Genomic DNA, 19,243 nt, shown 5'->3' with positions numbered 1-19,243 from the left:
AGGGTCTGCCGTCCGACGTGTGCATGACGAAGGAAACTAGTGCCCAACGGCCGGTCAAAGAAGCGCAATTCCATGGATCGGTCGGAATTTCCCCGTCGCCGACGGCGGTTCAGCCATACCGGCGGCCGGATCGCAGCGCGGCGATGCTCAGCGGCGGCAGTCGGACCCGCCGCGCGTACCAGCCGGTGGGCGCGGCGGCGCCGGTTCCCGGCCGGGCGGCGGCAGGTCCCGTGAACAGGTCGGCGGGCAGGTCGGCGGGCAGCCGTACGCTCCCGTATGGCCTGCGGGCCGGGAGCTGCGGCCGGTGCGACGGGGGAGGAGGGGGCGGGGGCGTGGGTGGGGTCATCGCGGCGAGTCCTCGGCGGTCCTGGGCGGCGGTCCCCGGCCCGCGGAGCGGCGGGGGACGGTGACGGCGTGGTGGGCGCCGCCGGGCTGTCCAACGAACCGGCCGCGCCGCGGTGTCGGTGTGCGGCGCCCGGTGACCTGGTCGCAGGACACGGGCGCCCCGGCCGGGCGGGCGGACGCCGGGCCGGACGGTGAGCCGACGGGACCGGACGCCGAGCCGACGGGACCGGACGCCGAGCAGCCGTTTCAACAAACTGTTGTAATTTGGCGCCCGTCGCGTACGCTGCACCGACAGGCCCCCACCCGCCCATCGGCCCCGCCGGGTTGTCCGTGCGACGTCATAGGGTGGAGGAACGGCGGCGCGCCGAGCGCCCGCCGCAGGAGCGACGGCGCGCACAAGCGTCCAGGAGGGAGGCGGAGCCCGTGCTGATCGACACCTACGGCCGAGTGGCGACCGACCTGCGCGTCTCCCTCACCGACCGCTGCAATCTGCGCTGCACCTACTGCATGCCGGAAGAGGGCCTCCAGTGGCTGGCCAAGCCCGACCTGCTCACGGACGACGAGATCGTCCGGATGGTCGGGATCGCGGTCCACGAGCTGGGCGTCACCGACGTCCGCTTCACCGGCGGCGAGCCGCTGCTGCGGCCCGGCCTGGTCGGCATCGTCGAGCGCTGCGCCGCCCTGGAGCCGCGCCCCCGGCTGTCGCTGACCACCAACGGCATCGGCCTGCGCCGCACCGCCGACGCGCTGCGCGCCGCGGGTCTCGACCGGGTCAATGTCTCCCTCGACACCCTGCGCCCCGAGGTCTTCCACACCCTCACCCGCCGCGACCGGCACCACGACGTCGTCGCGGGCATGGCGGCGGCGGCCGACGCGGGCCTGACCCCGGTGAAGATCAACACGGTGCTGATGCGCGGTGTCAACGACGACGAGGCGCCCGACCTGCTGGCCTGGGCCGTCGAGCGGGGTTACGAGCTGCGGTTCATCGAGCAGATGCCGCTGGACGCGCAGCACGGCTGGCAGCGCACCGACATGGTCACCGCCGACGAGATACTCGACCGCCTGCGGACCCGCTTCACCCTGACCCCCGAGGGCGAGACGGTCCGCGGCTCCGCGCCCGCCGAGCGCTGGCTGGTCGACGGCGGCCCGGCCACGGTCGGCGTCATCGGCTCGGTCACCCGGCCGTTCTGCCGCGCCTGCGACCGCACCCGGCTCACCGCCGACGGCCAGGTCCGCAACTGCCTGTTCGCCCGCGAGGAGTCCGACCTGCGCGGCCCGCTGCGCTCCGGCGCCGACGACGAGCGGATGGCGGAGCTGTGGCGGGCGGCGATGTGGGGCAAGAAGGCGGGCTCGGGCCTCGACGACCCGGCCTTCCTCCAGCCCGACCGCCCCATGTCGGCCATCGGCGGCTGAACCACCGCTCCCTGAGGCCGCTCGGAGAACCGCCGCACCCTGAGGCTCCTCGGAGAACCGCCGCCCCCGGAGCCCCGTCCCGCCGCTACCGCTCCCGCTCTCCCCGCTCCCACTCCGCCAGCGGCACGACGTCCTTCAGGAACCCGCGCATCCCCAGGAACTGCGACAGGTGCTCGCGGTGCTCGTCGCACGCCAGCCACGTCTTGCGCCGCTCAGGCGTGTGGATCTTGGGGTTGTTCCAGGCCAGCACCCACGCGGCGGGGGTACGGCAGTCCTTGGCCGAGCAGATCGGCTTCTCGTTCTCGTTCACAGTGTTCCCGGCATCGCTCACGACGCCCAGTAAACAGAACCGCCGCTGGACATGGCGACGCCGGGCAGCCACGGGGGGAGCCGCCCGGCGTCGGTCCGTCGCTCCGACGGGGGATGCGGAGCGCGTACGAAGTATGTCACGCGCTCAACCGTCCGTGGAGTGGAACTTCACGATTGATCTGAGCTTTTCTTGAGGTTCGGCGGCACGGGTACCGGCACCGGCTCGCCGTAGCCCTCAGGATCGGACGGATCGCCCATTTCGAGCATCGGCCTGGCCTGCGGAAGGACGAACGACGACGGCAGTGAGGGCACGTTCTCCCGGCCCGCGTTCGCGAACACCACCGCCACGTACGGCAGCAGCAGCCCGACCACGAGCATCCCCCAGGCCAGTACCCGCTCCACGTCCCAGAGCACCACGGTGAGGATCACCGAGAGAGTACGGATCGACATCGAGATGATGTACCTGCGCTGCCGTCCGGCCACGTCCTCGGTCAGACCGGTACGCGCTCCCGTGATCTGGAAGACCTCAGGCCCGCCCTGCTTCCGCATCGCGCTCCACCACCCGCTCGCTCCGCCGGACTCTCCTGAGCACGGGTCGGCGCCCGGCCCGGCCTCACCACGGTACGCCGCGTACCGCCCGCCTTCGATAGCGGGGGCACCATCCGTGCGGCGCCGCTGTCGGGCCGTACGGCGGACGGCCCACTCGACATGCGGCGTAGCCGGAGCGGGCACAGACTGGCCGGACGAGTTCCGGGCGTACGCCGTCCGGACGCGAGGAGGCGAGTGACATGGGTTGGTTGTGGGCGATCATCGTCGGTCTGGTGCTGGGTCTGATCGCCAAGGCGATCCTCCCCGGCAAGCAGTCCCTGCCGCTGTGGCTCACCGTGATCTGCGGTATGGGCGGCAGCATTCTCGGCAACGCCGTGTCGACCTGGATCGGCGTCAACGACACCAAGGGCATCGACTGGACCCGGCACGTGCTGCAACTCATCGGCGCCGTCGTCGTCGTGGCGATCGGCGACGCCCTGTGGTCGATGTTCAAGGGCACGCGCAAGACCGCCGCACCGCGGTGACGCCCGCACCGCGGTGACGCTCAGCCCGTGGGGTGCCGCCGCAGCCACCGCGGCGGCACCCGGTCGGTCAGCCACATGCCGTTGGCGCTGATCCGGAAGACATGGCCCTCGGCGGCCAGCCCCCTGGCGTCCACCGCGAGCACCACAGGACGGCCGTGCCGTGATCCCACGCGCACGGCCGTCTCCGCGTCCCGTCCACCCATCCGGCCTCGTCGAGAGTGAGGCCGACGCTGTCGGGCCGGTGCCGCAGCACCATCGACAGGAACCTGGAGATCCTGACCGTCTTCTTCTCGTCGGGCACGGGCGTCAGACCCCCTGGCTGACCGAACTCATGTTGAAGTCCGGAATCCGCAGGGCCGGGGCGGCGGCCCTGGTGAAGTAGTCGCTCCACTCGCGCGGCAGCGTCCGCTCGGTGCGGCCCGCCTCGGCGGCGCGGCCGAGCAGGTCCACCGGGGACTCGTTGAAACGGAAGTTGTTGACCTCGCCGGTCACCTCGCCGTTCTCCACCAGGTAGACGCCGTCGCGGGTGAGGCCGGTCAGCAGCAGCGTGGCCGGATCGACCTCGCGGATGTACCACAGGCAGGTCAGCAGCAGACCGCGCTCGGTGGCCGCGACCATCTCGTCCAGCGACCGCTCGCCGCCGCCGTCCAGCACCAGGTTGTCGGCGGCGGGCGCGACCGGCAGGCCGGTCAGCCCGGCGCTGTGCCGGGTGGTGGTGAGCCGGGCGAGCGAGCCCTCGTGGATCCAGTTCACCGGCTCCACCGGCAGCCCGTTGTCGAACACCGAGGTGTCGTCGCCCGAGGAGTGCGCGATCACGAACGGCGCCGCCTCCAGGCCGGGCTCCGCCGGGTCGCTGCGCAGGGTCAGCGGCAGCGGCGACAGCTTCTCGCCGACCCGGGTCCCGCCGCCGGGCTTGCTGAAGACCGTACGGCCCTCGGCGGCGTCCCGGGCGGCGGCCGACCAGAACTGGTAGATCATCAGGTCCGCGACGGCCGACGGCGGCAGCAGCGTCTCGTACCGGCCCGCGGGCAGGTCGATCCGGCGCTCGGCCCAGACCAGCCGGCGGGCCAGGTCGGCGTCCATCGCCAGCGGGTCCAAGTCGGTGAAGTCGCGGGTGGCCGCGCCCGCCCACGCCGAGCGCCTGCGGTCGGGGGACTTCGCGTTCACCTCAAGGGTGCCGGTCGGCTGGTCGTGCCGCAGCCGCAGCCCGGCCGAGGTGCCCAGATACGTCGACGTCACCGAGTGGAAGGCGAAGCCGTACAGCTCACGGCCGCCCGCCCGCGCCGTCGCGAACGCCTCGCCGAGCGCGGGCGCGAAGGACGCGAAGACATCGGAGTTGGTCTCGGCGGGCCCGTCGGTGAAGGCCGCCGAGTGCGGCACGCCCGTCACCAGCGGCTGCGCGTCCTCGGCGGGACCGGCCTCGCGGGCCGCCGCCTCGGCCGCCCGTACCAGCGGCTCCAGCTCGTCGGCGGTCACGGCCGAGCGGGACACCACACCGGACGCGGTGCCCTCGGCGCCGTCCACGGTGGCGATCACGGTGAGGGTACGGCCGCGCGTGACGCCGTTGGTGGTCAGGGAGTTGGCCGCCCAGCGCAGATTCGCGCTGGACTCCTCTTGGGCGATCACCACGCAGCCGTCCGCGTTCGACAGCTCAAGCGCCCGTTCGACGATCTCGTGCGGCTTGGTCGTCACGCTGCTCATCGTCCGGCCTCCTGGGTGGTGTTGAGAATGCTGACGCCCCGGAAGAGGGCGGCCGGGCAGCCGTGGCTGACGGCCGCGACCTGGCCCGGCTGGGCCTTGCCGCAGTTGAAGGCACCGCCGAGCACATACGTCTGCGGGCCGCCGACGGCGTCCATCGAGCCCCAGAAGTCGGTGGTGGTGGCCTGGTAGGCGACGTCCTTGAGCTGGCCCGCGAGCCGCCCGTTCTCGATCCGGAAGAACCGCTGCCCGGTGAACTGGAAGTTGTAGCGCTGCATGTCGATGGACCACGAGCGGTCGCCGACCACGTAGATGCCGCGTTCGACGCCGCCGATCAGCTCCTCGGTCGAAGGACCGTCGGGCGCGGGCCGCAGCGAGACGTTCGCCATCCGCTGCACCGGGACATGGCCGGGGGAGTCGGCGTACGCGCAGCCGTTGGACCGCTCGAAGCCGGTGAGCTTCGCGATCCGCCGGTCGAGCTGGTAGCCGACGAGCGTGCCGTCCTTGATCAGGTCCCAGGACTGTCCCGCCACGCCCTCGTCGTCGAAGCCGACGGTGGCCAGGCCGTGCTCCGCCGTACGGTCACCGGTCACATTCATCAGCGGCGAGCCGTACTTGAGCGTGCCGAGCTGGTCGAAGGTGGCGAAGGAGGTGCCCGCGTACGCCGCCTCGTACCCCAGCGCGCGGTCCAACTCCGTGGCGTGGCCGATCGATTCGTGGATCGTCAGCCACAGGTTGGACGGGTCGACCACCAGGTCGTACGCGCCCGCCTCGACCGAGGGCGCGCGCATCTTCTCGGCCAGCAGCTCCGGGATACGGGCCAGCTCCGCGTCCCAGTCCCAGCCGTGGTCCGCGCCGGTCAGATACTCCCAGCCGCGGCCGACCGGCGGCGCGAGCGTGCGCATCGAGTCGAAGTCGCCGCTGTCGCCGTCGACGGCGACCGCGGTGAGCTGCGAATGGAGGCGGACGCGCTGCTGCGTGGTCGTGGTGCCCGCGGTGTCCGCGTAGAACTTGTTCTCCTGCACGGTCATCAGCGAGGCGTCCGCGTGGTCGACCCCGTCGGCCGCCAGCAGCCGGGCGCTCCACTCCGCGAGCAGCGCCGTCTTCTCCGCGTCCGGCACGTCGAACGGGTTGATGTCGTACGCCGACACCCACACCCGGTCCGCGTGCACCGGCTCGTCGGCCAGCTCCACCCGCTCCCGCGACCCCGCCGCCGCGATCACCTTCGCGGACAGCTTGGCCATCGCGACCGCCTGCGAGGCGACCTTGGCCGCCGCGTCCATCGTCAGGTCGACCCCGGAGGCGAAGCCCCAGGCGCCGCCGTGCACCACCCGTACCGCGTACCCCAGATCGGTGGTGTCGGAGGTGCCCGACGGGCGCGCGTCGCGCAGCCGCCAGGTCGCGCCGCGCACCCGCTCCAGCCGGAAATCGGCGTGGTCCGCGCCCAGCGCGCGGGCGCGGGCCAGTGCGGCGTCGGCGAGTGCCCGCAGGGGCAGCGCCAGGAATGACTGATCGACCTCATGAGGCACGACGAACTTCCCCTTCGACCGTTCGACAGGTATCCGCAGTGAATCATGTCCCGCCGACCGCCAGCGCGTGCTTTTCCGCAGGACGCGGCGTGTGCCGGGGCGGGCGGCCGGCGAATCGTCAGATGCCAATCCGTGCCGAGACCTTGAGGTTGGTCCAGACCAATCTCTATGCTCATGACGCCGCCCTCACTCCTGTCCGCTGCACCACACTCCGCACGACGAGGAGCCCCCCACATGTCAGTACGCCGTAATGCCGCCGCGGTCGGCGCGGTCGGCGCCGCCGCCTTGACGATCGCCGCGCTCACGCCGGTGACCGCCAGCGCCCACGGCGCGCTCAGCGCACCGGTCAGCCGGATCTCCGGCTGCTTCGCCGAAGGCCCCGAACACCCCCAGTCGCAGGTCTGCAAGGACCTGGTCGCCGACAGCGGCACCCAGCCGCTGTACGACTGGAACGAGGTGAACATCGCCAACGCCAACGGCCAGAGCCGCACGATCATCCCCGACGGCCACCTCTGCTCGGCCAACCGCGACAAGTACCGGGCGCTGGACTGGGCCCGCACCGACTGGCCCGCCACCGCGGTCTCGGCGGGCACCACCACCGTCAACTTCCGTGTCACCGCGCCGCACAAGGGCACGATGACGCTCTACATCACCAAGGCCGGATACGACCCGACCAAGCCGCTCAAGTGGTCCGACCTGGACGCCACCCCGATCGCCGTCTACAACACCGTCGCCTCCGCGACGAACGGCTACTACACCTTCAACGCCACCCTGCCCAGCCGCACCGGCAGGCAGCTCATCTACCAGGTGTGGCAGCGCAGTGACAGCCCCGAGGCCTTCTACGGCTGCTCCGATGTCGTCTTCGGCCAGGGGGTACAAGCGGCGGCGGTCGCCGCGCCCCAGGCGCCGACCGACCGGCAGATCGCGGCCGGCGCGTCCAAGTCCACCGTCAGCCACCACGGTCACGGCGGCGACGTCGCCGTGACATCCACCACGGCGAAGCTCGCGACCAGCGACGTGACCGACAACCGCGCGGCCACCGGCACCCTGGAGACCGCCCTGTCCGGCAGCGCCGTTCTGGCGTCGGGCGCCGTGGGACTGCTGCTCTGGAGCCGCCGCAGGGCCGCCGCCCGCGCGAACGGCTGACCCATGGTTCTGTAGGAAACCCACAGGGACCACGGGAGCAGCCTGTCGGGGCCGATTCCCCGGATCGGTGCGAGGACCGATAGCTTTTCACGGAGAAACTCACGACTGAGGGAGTGATCCGTTGAGCCGCTCGGTTCTCGTCACCGGAGGCAACCGGGGCATCGGCCTCGCCATCGCGCGTGCCTTCGCCGACGCGGGCGACAAGGTCGCCATCACCTACCGCTCGGGTGAGCCGCCCGCCGAACTGGTGGCGCTCGGCTGCCTGGCCGTCCGCTGCGACATCACCGACCCCGAGCAGGTGGAACAGGCTTACAAGGAGATCGAGGAGAAGCACGGGAACGTGGAGGTGCTGGTCGCCAACGCCGGCATCACCAAGGACCAGCTCCTCATGCGGATGTCGGAGGAAGACTTCACGTCCGTCCTCGACACCAACCTCACCGGAACCTTCCGGGTCGTGAAGCGCGCGAACCGCGGCATGCTGCGGGCCAAGAAGGGCCGCGTCGTCCTGATCTCCTCCGTGGTCGGGCTGCTGGGCTCCGCGGGGCAGGCCAACTACGCGGCCTCCAAGGCGGGGCTGGTCGGCTTCGCCCGCTCGCTCGCCCGTGAACTGGGCTCGCGCAACATCACCTTCAACGTCGTGGCGCCCGGTTTCGTCGACACCGACATGACCCAGGCGCTCACCGACGAGCAGCGCGAGGGCATCGTGGCGCAGGTGCCCCTCGGCCGCTACGCGAAGCCCGAGGAGATCGCCGCGACGGTGCGGTTCCTCACCTCGGACGACGCCTCGTACATCACTGGAGCCGTCATCCCCGTTGACGGCGGATTGGGCATGGGTCACTGAGAACATGAGCGGAATCCTCGACGGTAAGCGCATCCTCATCACGGGTGTGCTGATGGAGTCCTCCATCGCCTTCCACGCCGCCAAGCTGGCCCAGGAGCAGGGTGCCGAGATCATCCTGACCGCCTTCCCCCGGCCCACCCTCACCGAGCGCGTCGCCAAGAAGCTGCCCAAGCCGGTCAAGGTCATCGAGCTGGACGTCACCAACACCGAGCACCTGGAGCGTCTTGAGAAGGTGGTCCGCGAGGAGCTGGGCGGCCTCGACGGTGTCGTGCACTCCATCGGGTTCGCCCCCCAGGACGCCATGGGCGGCAACTTCCTCAACACCTCGTTCGAGTCCGTCGCGACGGCCATGCACGTCTCCGCGTTCTCGCTGAAGTCGCTCACCATGGCGTGCATGCCGCTCATGCCCGCGTACGACAGCGCCACCGGCGCGGGCGGCGGCTCGGTCGTCGGCCTCACCTTCGACGCGCAGTACACCTGGACCGGTTACGACTGGATGGGCCCGGCCAAGGCGGCACTCGAGGCCACCTCCCGCTACCTCGCCCGTGACCTCGGCCCGCGCAATGTGCGCTGCAATCTGGTCTCGGCCGGTCCGATCGGCTCGATGGCCGCCAAGTCCATCCCGAGCTTCGGCGAGCTGTCGGACACCTGGAACCACCTCTCCCCGCTGGAGTGGAACACCGCCGACCCCGAGCCCGCCGGGCGCGGTGTCGTGGCGCTGCTCTCCGACTGGTTCCCGAAGACGACCGGCGAGATCATCCACGTGGACGGCGGCCTGCACGCCGTCGGCGGCTGACCTCCCCGAGGACTGTGGCAGGGCCCCCGTACCGACCGGTGCGGGGGCTCCGCCGTGTACGGCCCCGCCAGGTCAGGCAGCTCACGAAGGCCAGGCGGGTCAGGCCAGCGTCGTGCCGAAGCGGCAGTGGAAGGCGTGGTCACGGGCCTCGGCCGCGGCGCGCTCCGGGTCGGCCGCGCGGATCGCGTCGACCAGCCGCGCGTGGTCGAGATGGTCCTCGGGCCGCAGGTCGGTGCCGACGTCGGCCCGCAGGAAGTCCCGCAGCACCTCGCCGAGGTCGGCGTAGAGCGCGGTGAGCACGTCGTTGTGCGAGGCGGCCACCACCGCCAGGTGCATGGTCGCGTCGGCCTCGACGAAGGACTCCGCGTCGCCCGACTCCCAGGCCCGTTCGCGCCGGTCGAGCGCCGCGTCGAGCTGCGCCAGGTCGGCGTCGGTACGGCGCTGCGCCGCCAGACCCGCGGCCGTCCCCTCCAGCGAGCCGCGCAGCTCGGCCACGTGCAGCGGGTCGGAGTCGGCGAAGCGCGCCCGCATCACCCCGGCCAGTTCGCTGGTGGCCACCACATAGGTGCCGGAGCCCTGCCGGATGTCGAGCAGACCGTTGTGGGCGAGCGCCCGCACCGCCTCGCGGACGGTGTTGCGCGCCACCCCCAGTTGCTCCACCAGCTCCGGTTCTGTGGGGATACGGGAGCCGACGGGCCAGGCGCCCGAGGTGATCTGGGCGCGGAGGCTGCCGATCGTACGGTCGGCGAGCGTGGTGTGCCTGGGCACTGGACCGAGATTCATCCCATCATTCTATGATGGGGAAATGCGTGACGACGAATCCCTCGCCCTCGACCCCGCCCGGACGCCGCAGACGGCCCCGCCGACGGCACGAACGACGGCCCCCGTGACGGCCGCGGAACCCGTACCGGACACGGGCTCCGGCCTGGTCCCGGCCACCGGCCCGACCGCCGCCCCGGCCCGGGACCGTACCGGCACCGCATCCGCCGCCGCATCCGCCGCCGCGCCCGCCGCCGGTCTCGCCGGGAACCCCTGGCTGCGCCGCCTCGTCGTCGCCGGTCTCGTCCTGGCCGCGCTCAACCTCCGCCCCGGCATCACCAGCCTCGGCGCCCTGCTCAAGGAGGTCCGCGACGGCCTCGGCATGAGCGGCACCATGGCGGGCCTGCTCACCTCCGTGCCCTCCGCGTGCTTCGCGCTCTTCGGCTTCGCCGCCCCGAGGCTGGCCCGCCGCCACGGCCCCGGCGCCGTGATCTGCGTCGGCATGGCCGCCATCACCGCCGGGCTCGCGCTGCGCCCGCTGGCCGGGAACACCGCGGTCTTCCTGGCCCTCAGCGCCCTCGCCCTCGGCGGCATCGCCGTCTCCAACGTGCTGATGCCGGTGATCGTCAAGCGCTACTTCCCCGACCGGGTCGGCGCGATGACCGGCCTGTACTCCATGGCCCTCTCCCTCGGCACCGCCCTCGCCGCCGCCGTCACCGTCCCCATGACCCACGCCATGGGCCACGGCTGGCGGCTCGGCCTCGGCGTGTGGGCCGCGCTGGCCGCCGTCGCCGTGGTGCCCTGGCTCGCGCTGGTCCGCGACCGTACGGGCGCGCCGCCCGCCACCGGCGCCCGGAAGGACGCCGCGGCCGTCAACACCGACGCGGCCCGGAAGAGTGACGCGGCGCGCGCCGCGGACGGCGGCCACGGCCGTATCACCGGCAGCCGTACCGCCTGGGCGCTCGCCTGCTTCTTCGGACTCCAGGCCACCGCCGCGTACATCACCATGGGCTGGATGCCGCAGATCTTCCGGGACGCCGGACTGTCCGCGGGCAAGGCGGGGCTGCTGCTCGCGGTCACCATGGTGATGGGCGTGCCGCTGTCCTTCGTGCTGCCGCCGCTCGCCGCCCGGATGCGGGCGCAGGGCCCGCTGGTCGTCCTGCTCGGCGCCTTCGGACTGGTCGGCTACGCGGGCCTGTGGGCCGCCCCGGCCGCCACGCCGTGGGTGTGGGCGCTGCTGCTCGGCATCGCCAACTGCGCCTTCCCGCTGGCGCTGACGATGATCGGGATGCGGTCGCGGACCGGCGCGGGAGTCGTCCGGCTGTCCGCCTTCGCGCAGAGCACCGGCTATCTGATCTCGATCCCCGGACCGATCCTCGTCGGCACCCTCAACCAGGCCAGCGGCGGCTGGGGGCTGCCGATCGCCTTCATGATCGCGCTGATGGTGCCGCAGATCGTCTGCGGGGTGCTCGCCGGGCGGCGGCGACACATCGAGGACGAACTGTGACCCCGGTGCGGCGGCACCGCGGCCCGGTGCGAGACTGAACGCATGCCCGTACTCGAACCGAATCCCCCGCAGAGCCAGCGGCGCCTGCTGATCGTCTTCGGCCTCATGCTCGGCGTGCCCGCGCTGGTCGCCATCGTCGCCACCTTCGCCGCCCGGATGGGCTGACCGCCCCCGCCCACCGGCCCGTTCGGGCCACGACCCCGAGTCCGGAGGTGGGGACAACCCCACCTTCCCTAGGGGGCCAGGGTCAGGGTCAAGTGGGTGGACGGCCGGATGGGACCGCACGGCGCCCGCCCGTAGCGTCGAAGTGCAAGCAGACAACGGCACTTCGACGGTTTTCCACGGAGGCGGTCACCGTGACCACGCAGTCCCCGCACCTCTACTCCCGGCAGTCCCGGCAGTCCCGGCCCACCGTCGAGTCCGCCACGGCCGCGGGGTCCGCCGGGGCCGGGAAGCCCGGACGCGGAAACGCGTCGTCCGGGAACGCGTCGTCCGGGAACGTGCAGACGAGCCTGCCGTGGTGGGCCGTCGCCCTGCCCGCGCTCGCCTTCGCCGCGCTGCTCGCCCTCCTCAGCGGAGGCACCGCGGACGCCTCGACCGCGGCCTCCTCCGGCGACCTGCTCGGCCACATCGCCTCCTCGCTGCCGGACCTCGTCCAGCGCTTGCTGTGAGCCTCACCCCTGACCTCCCGCCGTCCCCGCCCCGCCGCCCCCCGTACGGCCTCTGACCTGCGCCCCCGGCGGCCCCCGCGGCGGTGGAGATGCGCCATCCCGCGCCTGACAGCGGGTTTTCTGGAAAGCTGAAGGACATGACCGTCGATTCGACCCGCACGATCGTCCTTCTCCGCCACGCCAAGGCCGACTGGCCGTCGGTCGCCGACCACGAGCGGCCACTGGCCGACCGCGGCCGGCTGGACGCCGCTGCGGCGGGCCTCCGTTTCGCCGACGACGGCATCACCCCCGACGTGGCGCTGTGCTCCACCTCGGTCCGCACCCGCGAGACCTGGAAGCTCGCCGCCCACGAAATGCCGCACCGCCCCAAGACCGTCTACGAGGAGCGGCTCTACGAAGCCTCGCTCGGCGATCTGCTCGCGCTGCTCACCGAGACCTCGGACGAGGTCGGCTCGCTGCTGCTGATCGGCCACAACCCCGGCATGCACGCCCTCGCCGACGCGCTCGCGGGCACCGCCGAAGGCGACACCGCGGCCCGGATGACCCGCGGCTTCCCCACCGCCGCCTTCGCCGTCGTCACCTTCTCGGGCTCCTGGAAGTCCGTCGAACACGGCGTCGGCCGCCTGACCGCCTTCTGGGCGCCGCACGACTGACCGGTACGACGCCCGCGCGGCCGGTACGGGCGCCGTAGCCGCTACGGGACGGCGCGAACCGGTGCGCGTGCGTACGGATACGTATCGGCGCCCGGCCCGGCGCGGGAATTGTCGCGGTCAGAGCGTCGGCACGCCGTCCAGCGCGTCGGCGGCCTCGATCTCCTCGCGGGTGATGCCCAGCAGATACAGCACGGTGTCGAGGAAAGGTACGGTCACGGCGGTGTCGGCCGCCTGGCGTACGACGGGCTTGGCGTTGAAGGCGACGCCGAGCCCGGCCGCGTTCAGCATGTCCAGGTCGTTCGCGCCGTCGCCGATCGCGACGGTCTGGCTGAGCGGCACCCCGGCCTGCTCGGCGAAGCTGCGCAGCAGGCGCGCCTTGCCCGCCCGGTCCACGATCGGGCCGACGACCTTGCCGGTGAAGCGGCCGTCCACCACTTCGAGGGTGTTGGCCGCCGCGAAGTCCAGGCCGAGCCGCACCTTCAGGTCGTCGGTGACCTGGGTGAAGCCGCCGGAGACCACGCCGACCTGGTAGCCGAGCCGCTTGAGCGTACGGATCAGGGTGCGCGCGCCGGGCGTGAGCCGCACCTCGGAGCGGACCTTGTCGACCACGGACACGTCGAGACCGGCCAGCAGCGCCACCCGGGCGTGCAGCGACTGTTCGAAGTCCAGCTCGCCGCGCATCGCGGCGGCCGTCACCGCGGCGACCTCGGCCTCGCAGCCCGCGTGGGCGGCGAAGAGCTCGATCACCTCGTCCTGGATGACGGTGGAGTCCACGTCCATCACGACCAGCCGCTGCGCCCTGCGCTGGAGACCGGCGGGGACCACGGCCACGTCGATGCCGAGCGCCGCCGCCTCGACCGAGAGCACCGAGCGCAGCACACCGGGCTCGGCGCCGGAGACGGCGAACTCCACCGCTGTCACCGGGTACTTGGCCAGCCGGAAGATGCGGTCGATGTTGCCGCCCGCGTTGGTGATCAGGGCGGCGGTGGCCGCGGTCGACTCGGCGGTCAGCGGGCGGCCGAGCACGGTGACATGCGAACGGCCCTCGCCGCGCGGCCTGTTGTCGCCGGTGCCGGAGATGATCTCCGCCTCCATGCCGATGGACTCGGCCCAACTGTGCACGGTGGAGCGCAGTTCGCCTTCGAGGCCGGGGGAGGGCGCCGTCACCAGGGCGCACAGCACTATCCGGCCCCGCGTGACGACCTGCTCGATGTCCACCACGTCCACCCGGAAGGCGGCGAGCGTGTCGAAGAGCCCCGCGGTGATGCCGGGACGGTCCTTGCCGAAGATCTTGACCAGAATGGTGGGCGCGTCCGCCGGCGGAACGGCGGCGACAGGCGCGGTCTGCGAGACGTCGTTCATGGTGCTCCCACCGTAGCCGCCCCGCCCGGCCCGATGATCGGCCGTCTCGGTTGGCGGACCGCCCTAAGACCGCGGGGCTCGCCTTCAGGAGCAGGGGTGCGGCGCGGTGCGGCTGCGCGGGACCGGGTTTTTCAGGGGGGCGCGAGGCTCGCCTTCAGGAGCGGGGGGGGCGGCGCGGTGCGGCTGCGCGGGACCAGGCTTTTCAGGGGCGCGGGGAACTGCGCGACCAGCGCTCGCGGTGGCGAGCTGTGAACACCGCCCTCATGGGGCAGACGATGTTCGCGTTCGGGCCGTGAGCCCGAGGCGTGCGGGGCCCCGCAGATCCCCGCACCCCCGGCGGACGCCGGCTCAGCGGGGCCCGCGCGGCGCGGCAGGCGGCGGGGGAGGCGGCGGCTCCGGCCACTTCTCCTCCGGCCGACCCGAAGCCCCGGCCCGGCCCGAAGCCCCGGCCCCGCCGGAGCCGCCTCGCGGCCGACGGAAACCGGGCGGCGGCGGCCCCGCGATGGTCGGCGCGGCGTCCACCCCGCCAGCCTCCGGGGCCTTGTACGGATTCGGCTCGTCACCGGGCCGCGGCACGGCGTAAGGATTGGGCTCGCCGCCACCCCCCGCGTACGGATTGGTCTCGGCACCGCCGCCCGCGTAGGGATTGGCCTCGCCGCCGCCCCCGGCGTACGGGTTGGGCTCCTCACCGTCCTCCGGACGGTAGACCGGGCTCGGCAGATACGGTCCCGCCCGATAGGCCAGCTCCGGATACGTACGGCCCGCGTCGTCGCCCCCGGCGGAGCCGGACACGTGCACGCCCTCCTCGGCGCCCGGCGCCGGACCGCCGCTGTCGTAGGCGCCGTCCCCCGTATCGGGAAGCGCGCCCCCGCCCGGCCGGGCCAGCGCCGCGACCTGCTGTCCCGCCGCCCCGGTGGCCAGCGCGAGCAGCGCGCCCACCGCGCCCATGCCCGCGCCCCAGACGGCGCCGAGCAGCAGTCCCAGCGGGAGGCTGCCGTGCAGGTCGACCCCGGCGCCGACGGCGTCGAAGCCGAAGACCGACAGATTCGCGTTGACCTTCACCTTGCTCAGATGCGACAGCAGCGGCAGCGCCACGGCCGTGACCAGGCCGAGCCGCACCGCGCACCGTGCGACGAAACCGCCCTTGGCGGCACCGTCGAGCGGAGTGCGGGTGGCGGTGAGCGCGCCCGCGAGCAGCATCATCACCGCGATGGCGACCGGCAGCAGCCAGACCCGGCTGTCGAGTTCGGCCAGCGCGCCCGGTGTGATCGTCTTGCCGGAACCGCCCGCCAGCAGCTTGTCGACGGGATCGGGCAGGAACGACGTCAGCGGCCCCGACGCCTGTCCCTTCCACGGCACGAACAGGCCGAGCGGTACCGCGAGCCATACGCCGTTGGGCGCGCCGATCAGCGCCGCGCCCATGATCCGGCCCGGTTCGTCGCCGGTCAGCGCCGCGTAACAGGCCGCCGCGTCACCCGCGAGCACCGCGACCACCATGACGACGGTCAGCGCGGACACGGCGGGCCGCACCGCGCGGTGCACGCCCTCCCATCCGGCCGGCAGCGGTGTCCTGCGCGAGGCGAGCAGCGCGATCAGCAGCACGCCGAGCACCCACACCAGGCCGCCCGCCAGGGTCCGCCCGGTGGCGACCTCGAAGGTGATCGACGCCTTGGTCTGGATCAGCCCCTGCAACCCGTCGGTGAGGCCGCCGCTGATCTTGCCCACGCCGGGCAGCTTGCTCAGCAGGTCGTCCGTGGTGCCCTTGGACGGGCCGAGCGCGGCGCCGTCGATGGCCACCGTGTCCTGCCCCGCCCAGGCGAGACCGCCGAGGACCGCCAGGAACAGCACGGCGGTCGTCACGACCCGCGCCGCCAGTTCGCCGACACCGACCGTCGGACCGGCCCTGCGCAGCGAGCGCAGGAACACCCACGACAGCAGCAGCGCGCCGACCAGTGCCACACCCAGCGGCGCGATACCGATCGCGCCCTGGGTCTGCGATCCGCTCAGTCCGAACGCGCCGACGTCACCGCCCGGCCGCACCTTGCCGCCCACCGCCATCGCGACCACGGCTGCCGTCATCGGCCCCAGTGATCCGGCGGTGTCCGCGCCCAATAGATGTAAGGCGAGAGCGGCGGTGCCCGCCATCGCCAGGAACGCCCAACTCACCGACGCCACAGCGGCGAGCATGACGCTCGTCCAGGGCGTGGTCCGTGCACTCATCCCGACCCCCGAGGCCGTTCGTCCCCCCATGCACCCAATGCGCCCCACTCTCGGGCGCGGACGGGTGCCGCGTCAACGTCCGTTGCGGAACACGTACATCGGGCTTGTTTTCTGTTACGAGACAGGAGCCTGCAATAGTTCCTCCCGAACTTCGCTATCTCTAGACTCCCCCCATGGGGGACTACTCGGGGGACAACACATGGGGCTTGGGGTGCCTGAACTCGTACTCGAATTGAACGGACGGACCTGGACGCTGGACGCGTCCCGCTCGTACAGCCTGGGGCGCGATCCGTCGGGGGATCTGGTACTCGACGACGCCAGGGTGTCGTGGCGGCACGCCACCATCCGCCGTGCGGAACGCGGTTGGGTGATCGAGGACCTCGGCAGCACCAACGGCACCTATGTACAGGGGCAGCGGGTCCAGCAGACCGAGGTGGGGGCCGGCTCGACCGTCCACCTCGGCAACGCCACGGACGGACCCCGGCTGAACTTCACCGCGGGCGCGCAGGCCGGCGCCGATGTGTACAGCGCGGAGACCGCGCACGCGACGCCGCAGCAGCGCTACCCGCAGGCGCGGGCCGCGGCACCCGTCGGACAGGCCGGGGCACCGCAGGCCCCGGCCCCGCAGCACGCCCAGCCGCCCGCCCAGGCGCAGATGCACGCGCAGGCGCCCGCCGCCCCGCCGCGTCAGCAGCAGCCCGGCGGCTGGGGACAGCCGCCCGCGCAGGTGCCGCCGCAGCAGTACGCGCGGCAGCCGCAGCCTCCCCAGCAGGGCCAGGGCGGCCAGGGCGGCTGGGGTCAGCCGCCGGTCCAGCAGCCGCCCGCCCCGCGCGCGCAGCCCCAGCAGCCCGCGGGCGGACACCCGCAGGGCGTCCGCAGCCCCACCACCTTCCACCAGCTCGCCCTCGGCCGGGTCATGAAGATCGGCCGCGCGCTGGAGAACGAACTGGTCGTCTCCGACCTCCAGGTCTCCCGGTACCACGCGGAGTTCCGCGCGCACCCCGACGGCCGCTACGAGATCGTCGACCTCGGCAGCCACAACGGCACGTACGTCAACGGCCAGCCGATCCAGCGCCATCTGCTCGGCCCCAACGACATCGTCGGCGTCGGCCACTCCACCTTCCGGCTGGTCGGCGACCGCCTCGAGGAGTTCGTCGACACCGGCGAGGTCTCCTTCTCCGCCCGCCGCCTGACCGTCACCGTGCCGCACGGCAAGGTGACCAAGCAGATCCTCAAGGACGTCTCCTTCGGCGTACCGGAGAAGTCGCTGATCGGCGTGATCGGCCCGTCCGGCTCCGGCAAGTCCACGCTGCTGCGCGCGCTCACCGGCTACCGCCCCGCCGACCAGGGCGAGGTGCTGTACGACAACCGCAATCTGTACAAGCAGTTCGCTGAGCTGCGGCAGCGCATCGGCCTGGTCCCGCAGGACGACATCCTGCACAAGGAACTCCAGGTCAGGACGGCACTGCGGTACGCGGCCAAGCTCCGCTTCCCCGGTGACACCGCGTCCGCGGAGCGCGAGGCGCGGATCAACGAGGTACTGCGCGAGCTGAAGCTCGACATCCACGCCGACAAGCGCATCACCTCGCTCTCCGGCGGCCAGCGCAAGCGCGTCTCGGTCGCCCTCGAACTGCTCACCAAACCCTCGCTGATATTCCTGGACGAGCCGACCTCCGGCCTCGACCCGGGCATGGACCGCGACGTCATGAAGCTGCTGCGCGGCCTGGCCGACGACGGCCGTACGGTGCTGGTCGTCACCCACTCCGTCGCCGAACTGGCGCTCTGCGACAAGCTGCTGGTGATGGCCCCCGGCGGCTCGGTCGCCTACTTCGGCCCGCCGGACGAGGCGCTGAACTTCTTCGGCTACGAAACCTGGGCCGATGTCTTCTCCGCCTTCGAGAACTACCGCGACTACGACTGGTCGGGCCGCTGGCACGGCTCGCAGCACTACCAGATGTACGCCGCGGACCTGGACCAGGCGGCCCCGCAGCAGGCGCCGGTCATCCCGCACCAGGTGGCCAGGCCGCCCAAGCCGCAGGCGTGGCTGCCGCAGCTCGTCACCCTGATCCGCCGCTACATGTCGGTGATCGCCTCCGACCGGGGCTTCATCGCCCTGATGTTCATCCTGCCCGCGGTGCTCGGTGTGGTCAGCATCGTCATCCCGGCGGCCAGCGGCCTGGGCCCAGGACCGGCCAAGGCGCACGGCGTCAACAAGGACGCGGGCACGATCCTGCTGATCCTCGCGGTGGGCGCCTGCTTCTCCGGCGCCGCCAACTCCGTCCGCGAGCTGATCAAGGAACGGGTCATCTACGAACGAGAACGGGCCACCGGCCTGTCGCGTTCGGCGTATCTGATGTCCAAGGTCATCGTGCTCGGCCTGATCACCGCGGTGCAGGGCGCCGTCATCTGCGGCATCGGGTTCGCGCCGCGCGCGATGCCCACCGAGGGCGTCATCATGAAGAGCCAGCCCGCGGTCGAGATGACCCTGGCCATCATCGGCCTCGGCTTCACCTCGATGATGTTCGGCCTGATCATCTCCTCGCTGGTGAAGACCGCGGAGAAGACGATGCCGCTGCTGGTCATGTTCGCCATCGTCCAGGTGGTGTTCACCGGCGTGCTCTTCCAGCTCTACGACTCGCCCGGCATCGAGCAGTTCGCCTGGCTGATGCCCGCCAGGTGGGCGGTGGCCGCGCTCGGCACGACGGCGAATCTCAACGTGATCATGCCGTGGGACCCGGGCAACCCCGACGCGCTGTGGAAGCACACCGCGAGCCAGTGGACGATCGACATGGTCGTCCTGGTGCTGCTCGGCGTCGTGTGCGGCATCGTGGTCTCGCGGCTGCTGCGCCGCCACGAGCCGGAAGTCATGCGGAAGTAGTGAAACGGAAGTAGCGAATCCGAATACGCCGAAAGGGCGGCGG

Annotated in this window: 18 protein-coding genes and 1 pseudogene; 10 read left to right on the top strand and 9 right to left on the bottom strand. The window is 72.2% G+C overall.

What is annotated here, in order from left to right:
• Positions 1-109: 109 nt before the first annotated feature.
• On the bottom strand, positions 110-346 hold the full coding sequence (locus tag ACIQCJ_RS34725) for a hypothetical protein (protein ID WP_402713810.1): 237 nt from the start codon (positions 344-346) through the stop codon (positions 110-112).
• Positions 347-768: 422 nt separating this feature from the next.
• Between ACIQCJ_RS34725 and moaA the strand changes: the two genes are divergently transcribed.
• Positions 769-1,758: a GTP 3',8-cyclase MoaA gene (gene moaA, locus ACIQCJ_RS34720; protein WP_355333688.1), complete on the top strand. Its 990-nt coding sequence runs from the start codon at positions 769-771 to the stop codon at positions 1,756-1,758.
• An 85-nt stretch (positions 1,759-1,843) separates the two neighbouring features.
• Here the strand turns inward: moaA and ACIQCJ_RS34715 are convergent, their stop codons facing one another.
• Positions 1,844-2,089 (bottom strand): hypothetical protein, encoded by a 246-nt coding sequence (locus ACIQCJ_RS34715; protein WP_402713808.1) that lies wholly within the window; start codon positions 2,087-2,089, stop codon positions 1,844-1,846.
• A gap of 146 nt (positions 2,090-2,235) precedes the next feature.
• On the bottom strand, positions 2,236-2,616 hold the full coding sequence (locus ACIQCJ_RS34710; protein ID WP_355333686.1) for a DUF3099 domain-containing protein: 381 nt from the start codon (positions 2,614-2,616) through the stop codon (positions 2,236-2,238).
• A gap of 239 nt (positions 2,617-2,855) precedes the next feature.
• Here ACIQCJ_RS34710 and ACIQCJ_RS34705 point away from each other — a divergent pair, with 239 nt between their 5' ends.
• Entirely contained in the window at positions 2,856-3,140 is a 285-nt protein-coding gene (locus ACIQCJ_RS34705; RefSeq protein ID WP_355333683.1) for a GlsB/YeaQ/YmgE family stress response membrane protein, read from the top strand.
• 20 nt (positions 3,141-3,160) lie between these two features.
• Here the strand turns inward: ACIQCJ_RS34705 and ACIQCJ_RS34700 are convergent.
• The 3 genes and pseudogenes from ACIQCJ_RS34700 to ACIQCJ_RS34690 all read right to left on the bottom strand — a co-directional run bounded on the left by ACIQCJ_RS34700 (position 3,161) and on the right by ACIQCJ_RS34690 (position 6,367).
• Positions 3,161-3,396, bottom strand: a pseudogene (locus ACIQCJ_RS34700) (RNA 2'-phosphotransferase).
• Positions 3,397-3,446: 50 nt separating this feature from the next.
• Positions 3,447-4,841, bottom strand: coding sequence for a metallopeptidase TldD-related protein (locus tag ACIQCJ_RS34695; protein ID WP_402713805.1), 1,395 nt, complete (start codon positions 4,839-4,841; stop codon positions 3,447-3,449).
• On the bottom strand, positions 4,838-6,367 hold the full coding sequence (locus ACIQCJ_RS34690) for a TldD/PmbA family protein (RefSeq protein ID WP_355333678.1): 1,530 nt from the start codon (positions 6,365-6,367) through the stop codon (positions 4,838-4,840). The genes ACIQCJ_RS34695 and ACIQCJ_RS34690 overlap by 4 nt, the downstream gene beginning before the upstream one ends.
• Before the next feature lie 234 nt (positions 6,368-6,601).
• Here ACIQCJ_RS34690 and ACIQCJ_RS34685 point away from each other — a divergent pair, with 234 nt between their 5' ends.
• The 3 genes from ACIQCJ_RS34685 to fabI all read left to right on the top strand — a co-directional run bounded on the left by ACIQCJ_RS34685 (position 6,602) and on the right by fabI (position 9,150).
• Positions 6,602-7,513: a lytic polysaccharide monooxygenase gene (locus tag ACIQCJ_RS34685; protein ID WP_355333676.1), complete on the top strand. Its 912-nt coding sequence runs from the start codon at positions 6,602-6,604 to the stop codon at positions 7,511-7,513.
• A 121-nt stretch (positions 7,514-7,634) separates the two neighbouring features.
• Complete coding sequence (gene fabG / locus ACIQCJ_RS34680; protein ID WP_188281889.1) at positions 7,635-8,354, top strand: 3-oxoacyl-[acyl-carrier-protein] reductase; 720 nt, start codon at positions 7,635-7,637, stop codon at positions 8,352-8,354.
• Positions 8,355-8,358: 4 nt separating this feature from the next.
• Positions 8,359-9,150, top strand: coding sequence for an enoyl-ACP reductase FabI (gene fabI / locus ACIQCJ_RS34675; protein ID WP_355333673.1), 792 nt, complete (start codon positions 8,359-8,361; stop codon positions 9,148-9,150).
• A gap of 99 nt (positions 9,151-9,249) precedes the next feature.
• On the opposite strand, the gene ACIQCJ_RS34670 is transcribed toward fabI, so the two are convergent.
• The gene (locus tag ACIQCJ_RS34670; RefSeq protein ID WP_391044216.1) at positions 9,250-9,933 is read right to left on the bottom strand and encodes an FCD domain-containing protein; all 684 of its coding nucleotides are present in this window, start codon (positions 9,931-9,933) and stop codon (positions 9,250-9,252) included.
• A 22-nt stretch (positions 9,934-9,955) separates the two neighbouring features.
• On the opposite strand from ACIQCJ_RS34670, the gene ACIQCJ_RS34665 reads away from it, so the two are divergent.
• From ACIQCJ_RS34665 to ACIQCJ_RS34650, 4 genes are all read left to right on the top strand, one after another.
• Positions 9,956-11,416 (top strand): CynX/NimT family MFS transporter, encoded by a 1,461-nt coding sequence (locus ACIQCJ_RS34665; RefSeq protein WP_402713802.1) that lies wholly within the window; start codon positions 9,956-9,958, stop codon positions 11,414-11,416.
• A gap of 42 nt (positions 11,417-11,458) precedes the next feature.
• On the top strand, positions 11,459-11,581 hold the full coding sequence (locus ACIQCJ_RS34660) for an SGM_5486 family transporter-associated protein (RefSeq protein ID WP_262928365.1): 123 nt from the start codon (positions 11,459-11,461) through the stop codon (positions 11,579-11,581).
• Positions 11,582-11,772: 191 nt separating this feature from the next.
• Positions 11,773-12,087 carry a hypothetical protein gene (locus tag ACIQCJ_RS34655; protein ID WP_402713800.1) on the top strand — a complete coding sequence of 105 codons (315 nt, stop codon included), beginning with the start codon at positions 11,773-11,775 and terminating at the stop codon, positions 12,085-12,087.
• Between the two features lie 137 nt (positions 12,088-12,224).
• Positions 12,225-12,740, top strand: coding sequence for a histidine phosphatase family protein (locus tag ACIQCJ_RS34650; protein WP_355333665.1), 516 nt, complete (start codon positions 12,225-12,227; stop codon positions 12,738-12,740).
• Between the two features lie 117 nt (positions 12,741-12,857).
• Here ACIQCJ_RS34650 and serB read toward each other — a convergent pair whose 3' ends face one another.
• A complete protein-coding gene (gene serB / locus ACIQCJ_RS34645) occupies positions 12,858-14,102 on the bottom strand; it encodes a phosphoserine phosphatase SerB (protein WP_402713798.1) in 1,245 nt (414 codons plus the stop codon).
• Between the two features lie 348 nt (positions 14,103-14,450).
• Positions 14,451-16,322, bottom strand: coding sequence for a streptophobe family protein (locus tag ACIQCJ_RS34640; protein ID WP_402713796.1), 1,872 nt, complete (start codon positions 16,320-16,322; stop codon positions 14,451-14,453).
• 199 nt (positions 16,323-16,521) lie between these two features.
• On the opposite strand from ACIQCJ_RS34640, the gene ACIQCJ_RS34635 reads away from it, so the two are divergent.
• Complete coding sequence (locus ACIQCJ_RS34635) at positions 16,522-19,200, top strand: FHA domain-containing protein (RefSeq protein ID WP_402713794.1); 2,679 nt, start codon at positions 16,522-16,524, stop codon at positions 19,198-19,200.
• Positions 19,201-19,243: the final 43 nt, after the last annotated feature.

The sequence above is a fragment of the Streptomyces sp. NPDC093221 genome (assembly GCF_044753885.1).
Classification (GTDB): Bacteria; Actinomycetota; Actinomycetes; order Streptomycetales; family Streptomycetaceae; genus Actinacidiphila.
This window is presented reverse-complemented; position numbering and strand designations above follow the sequence as displayed.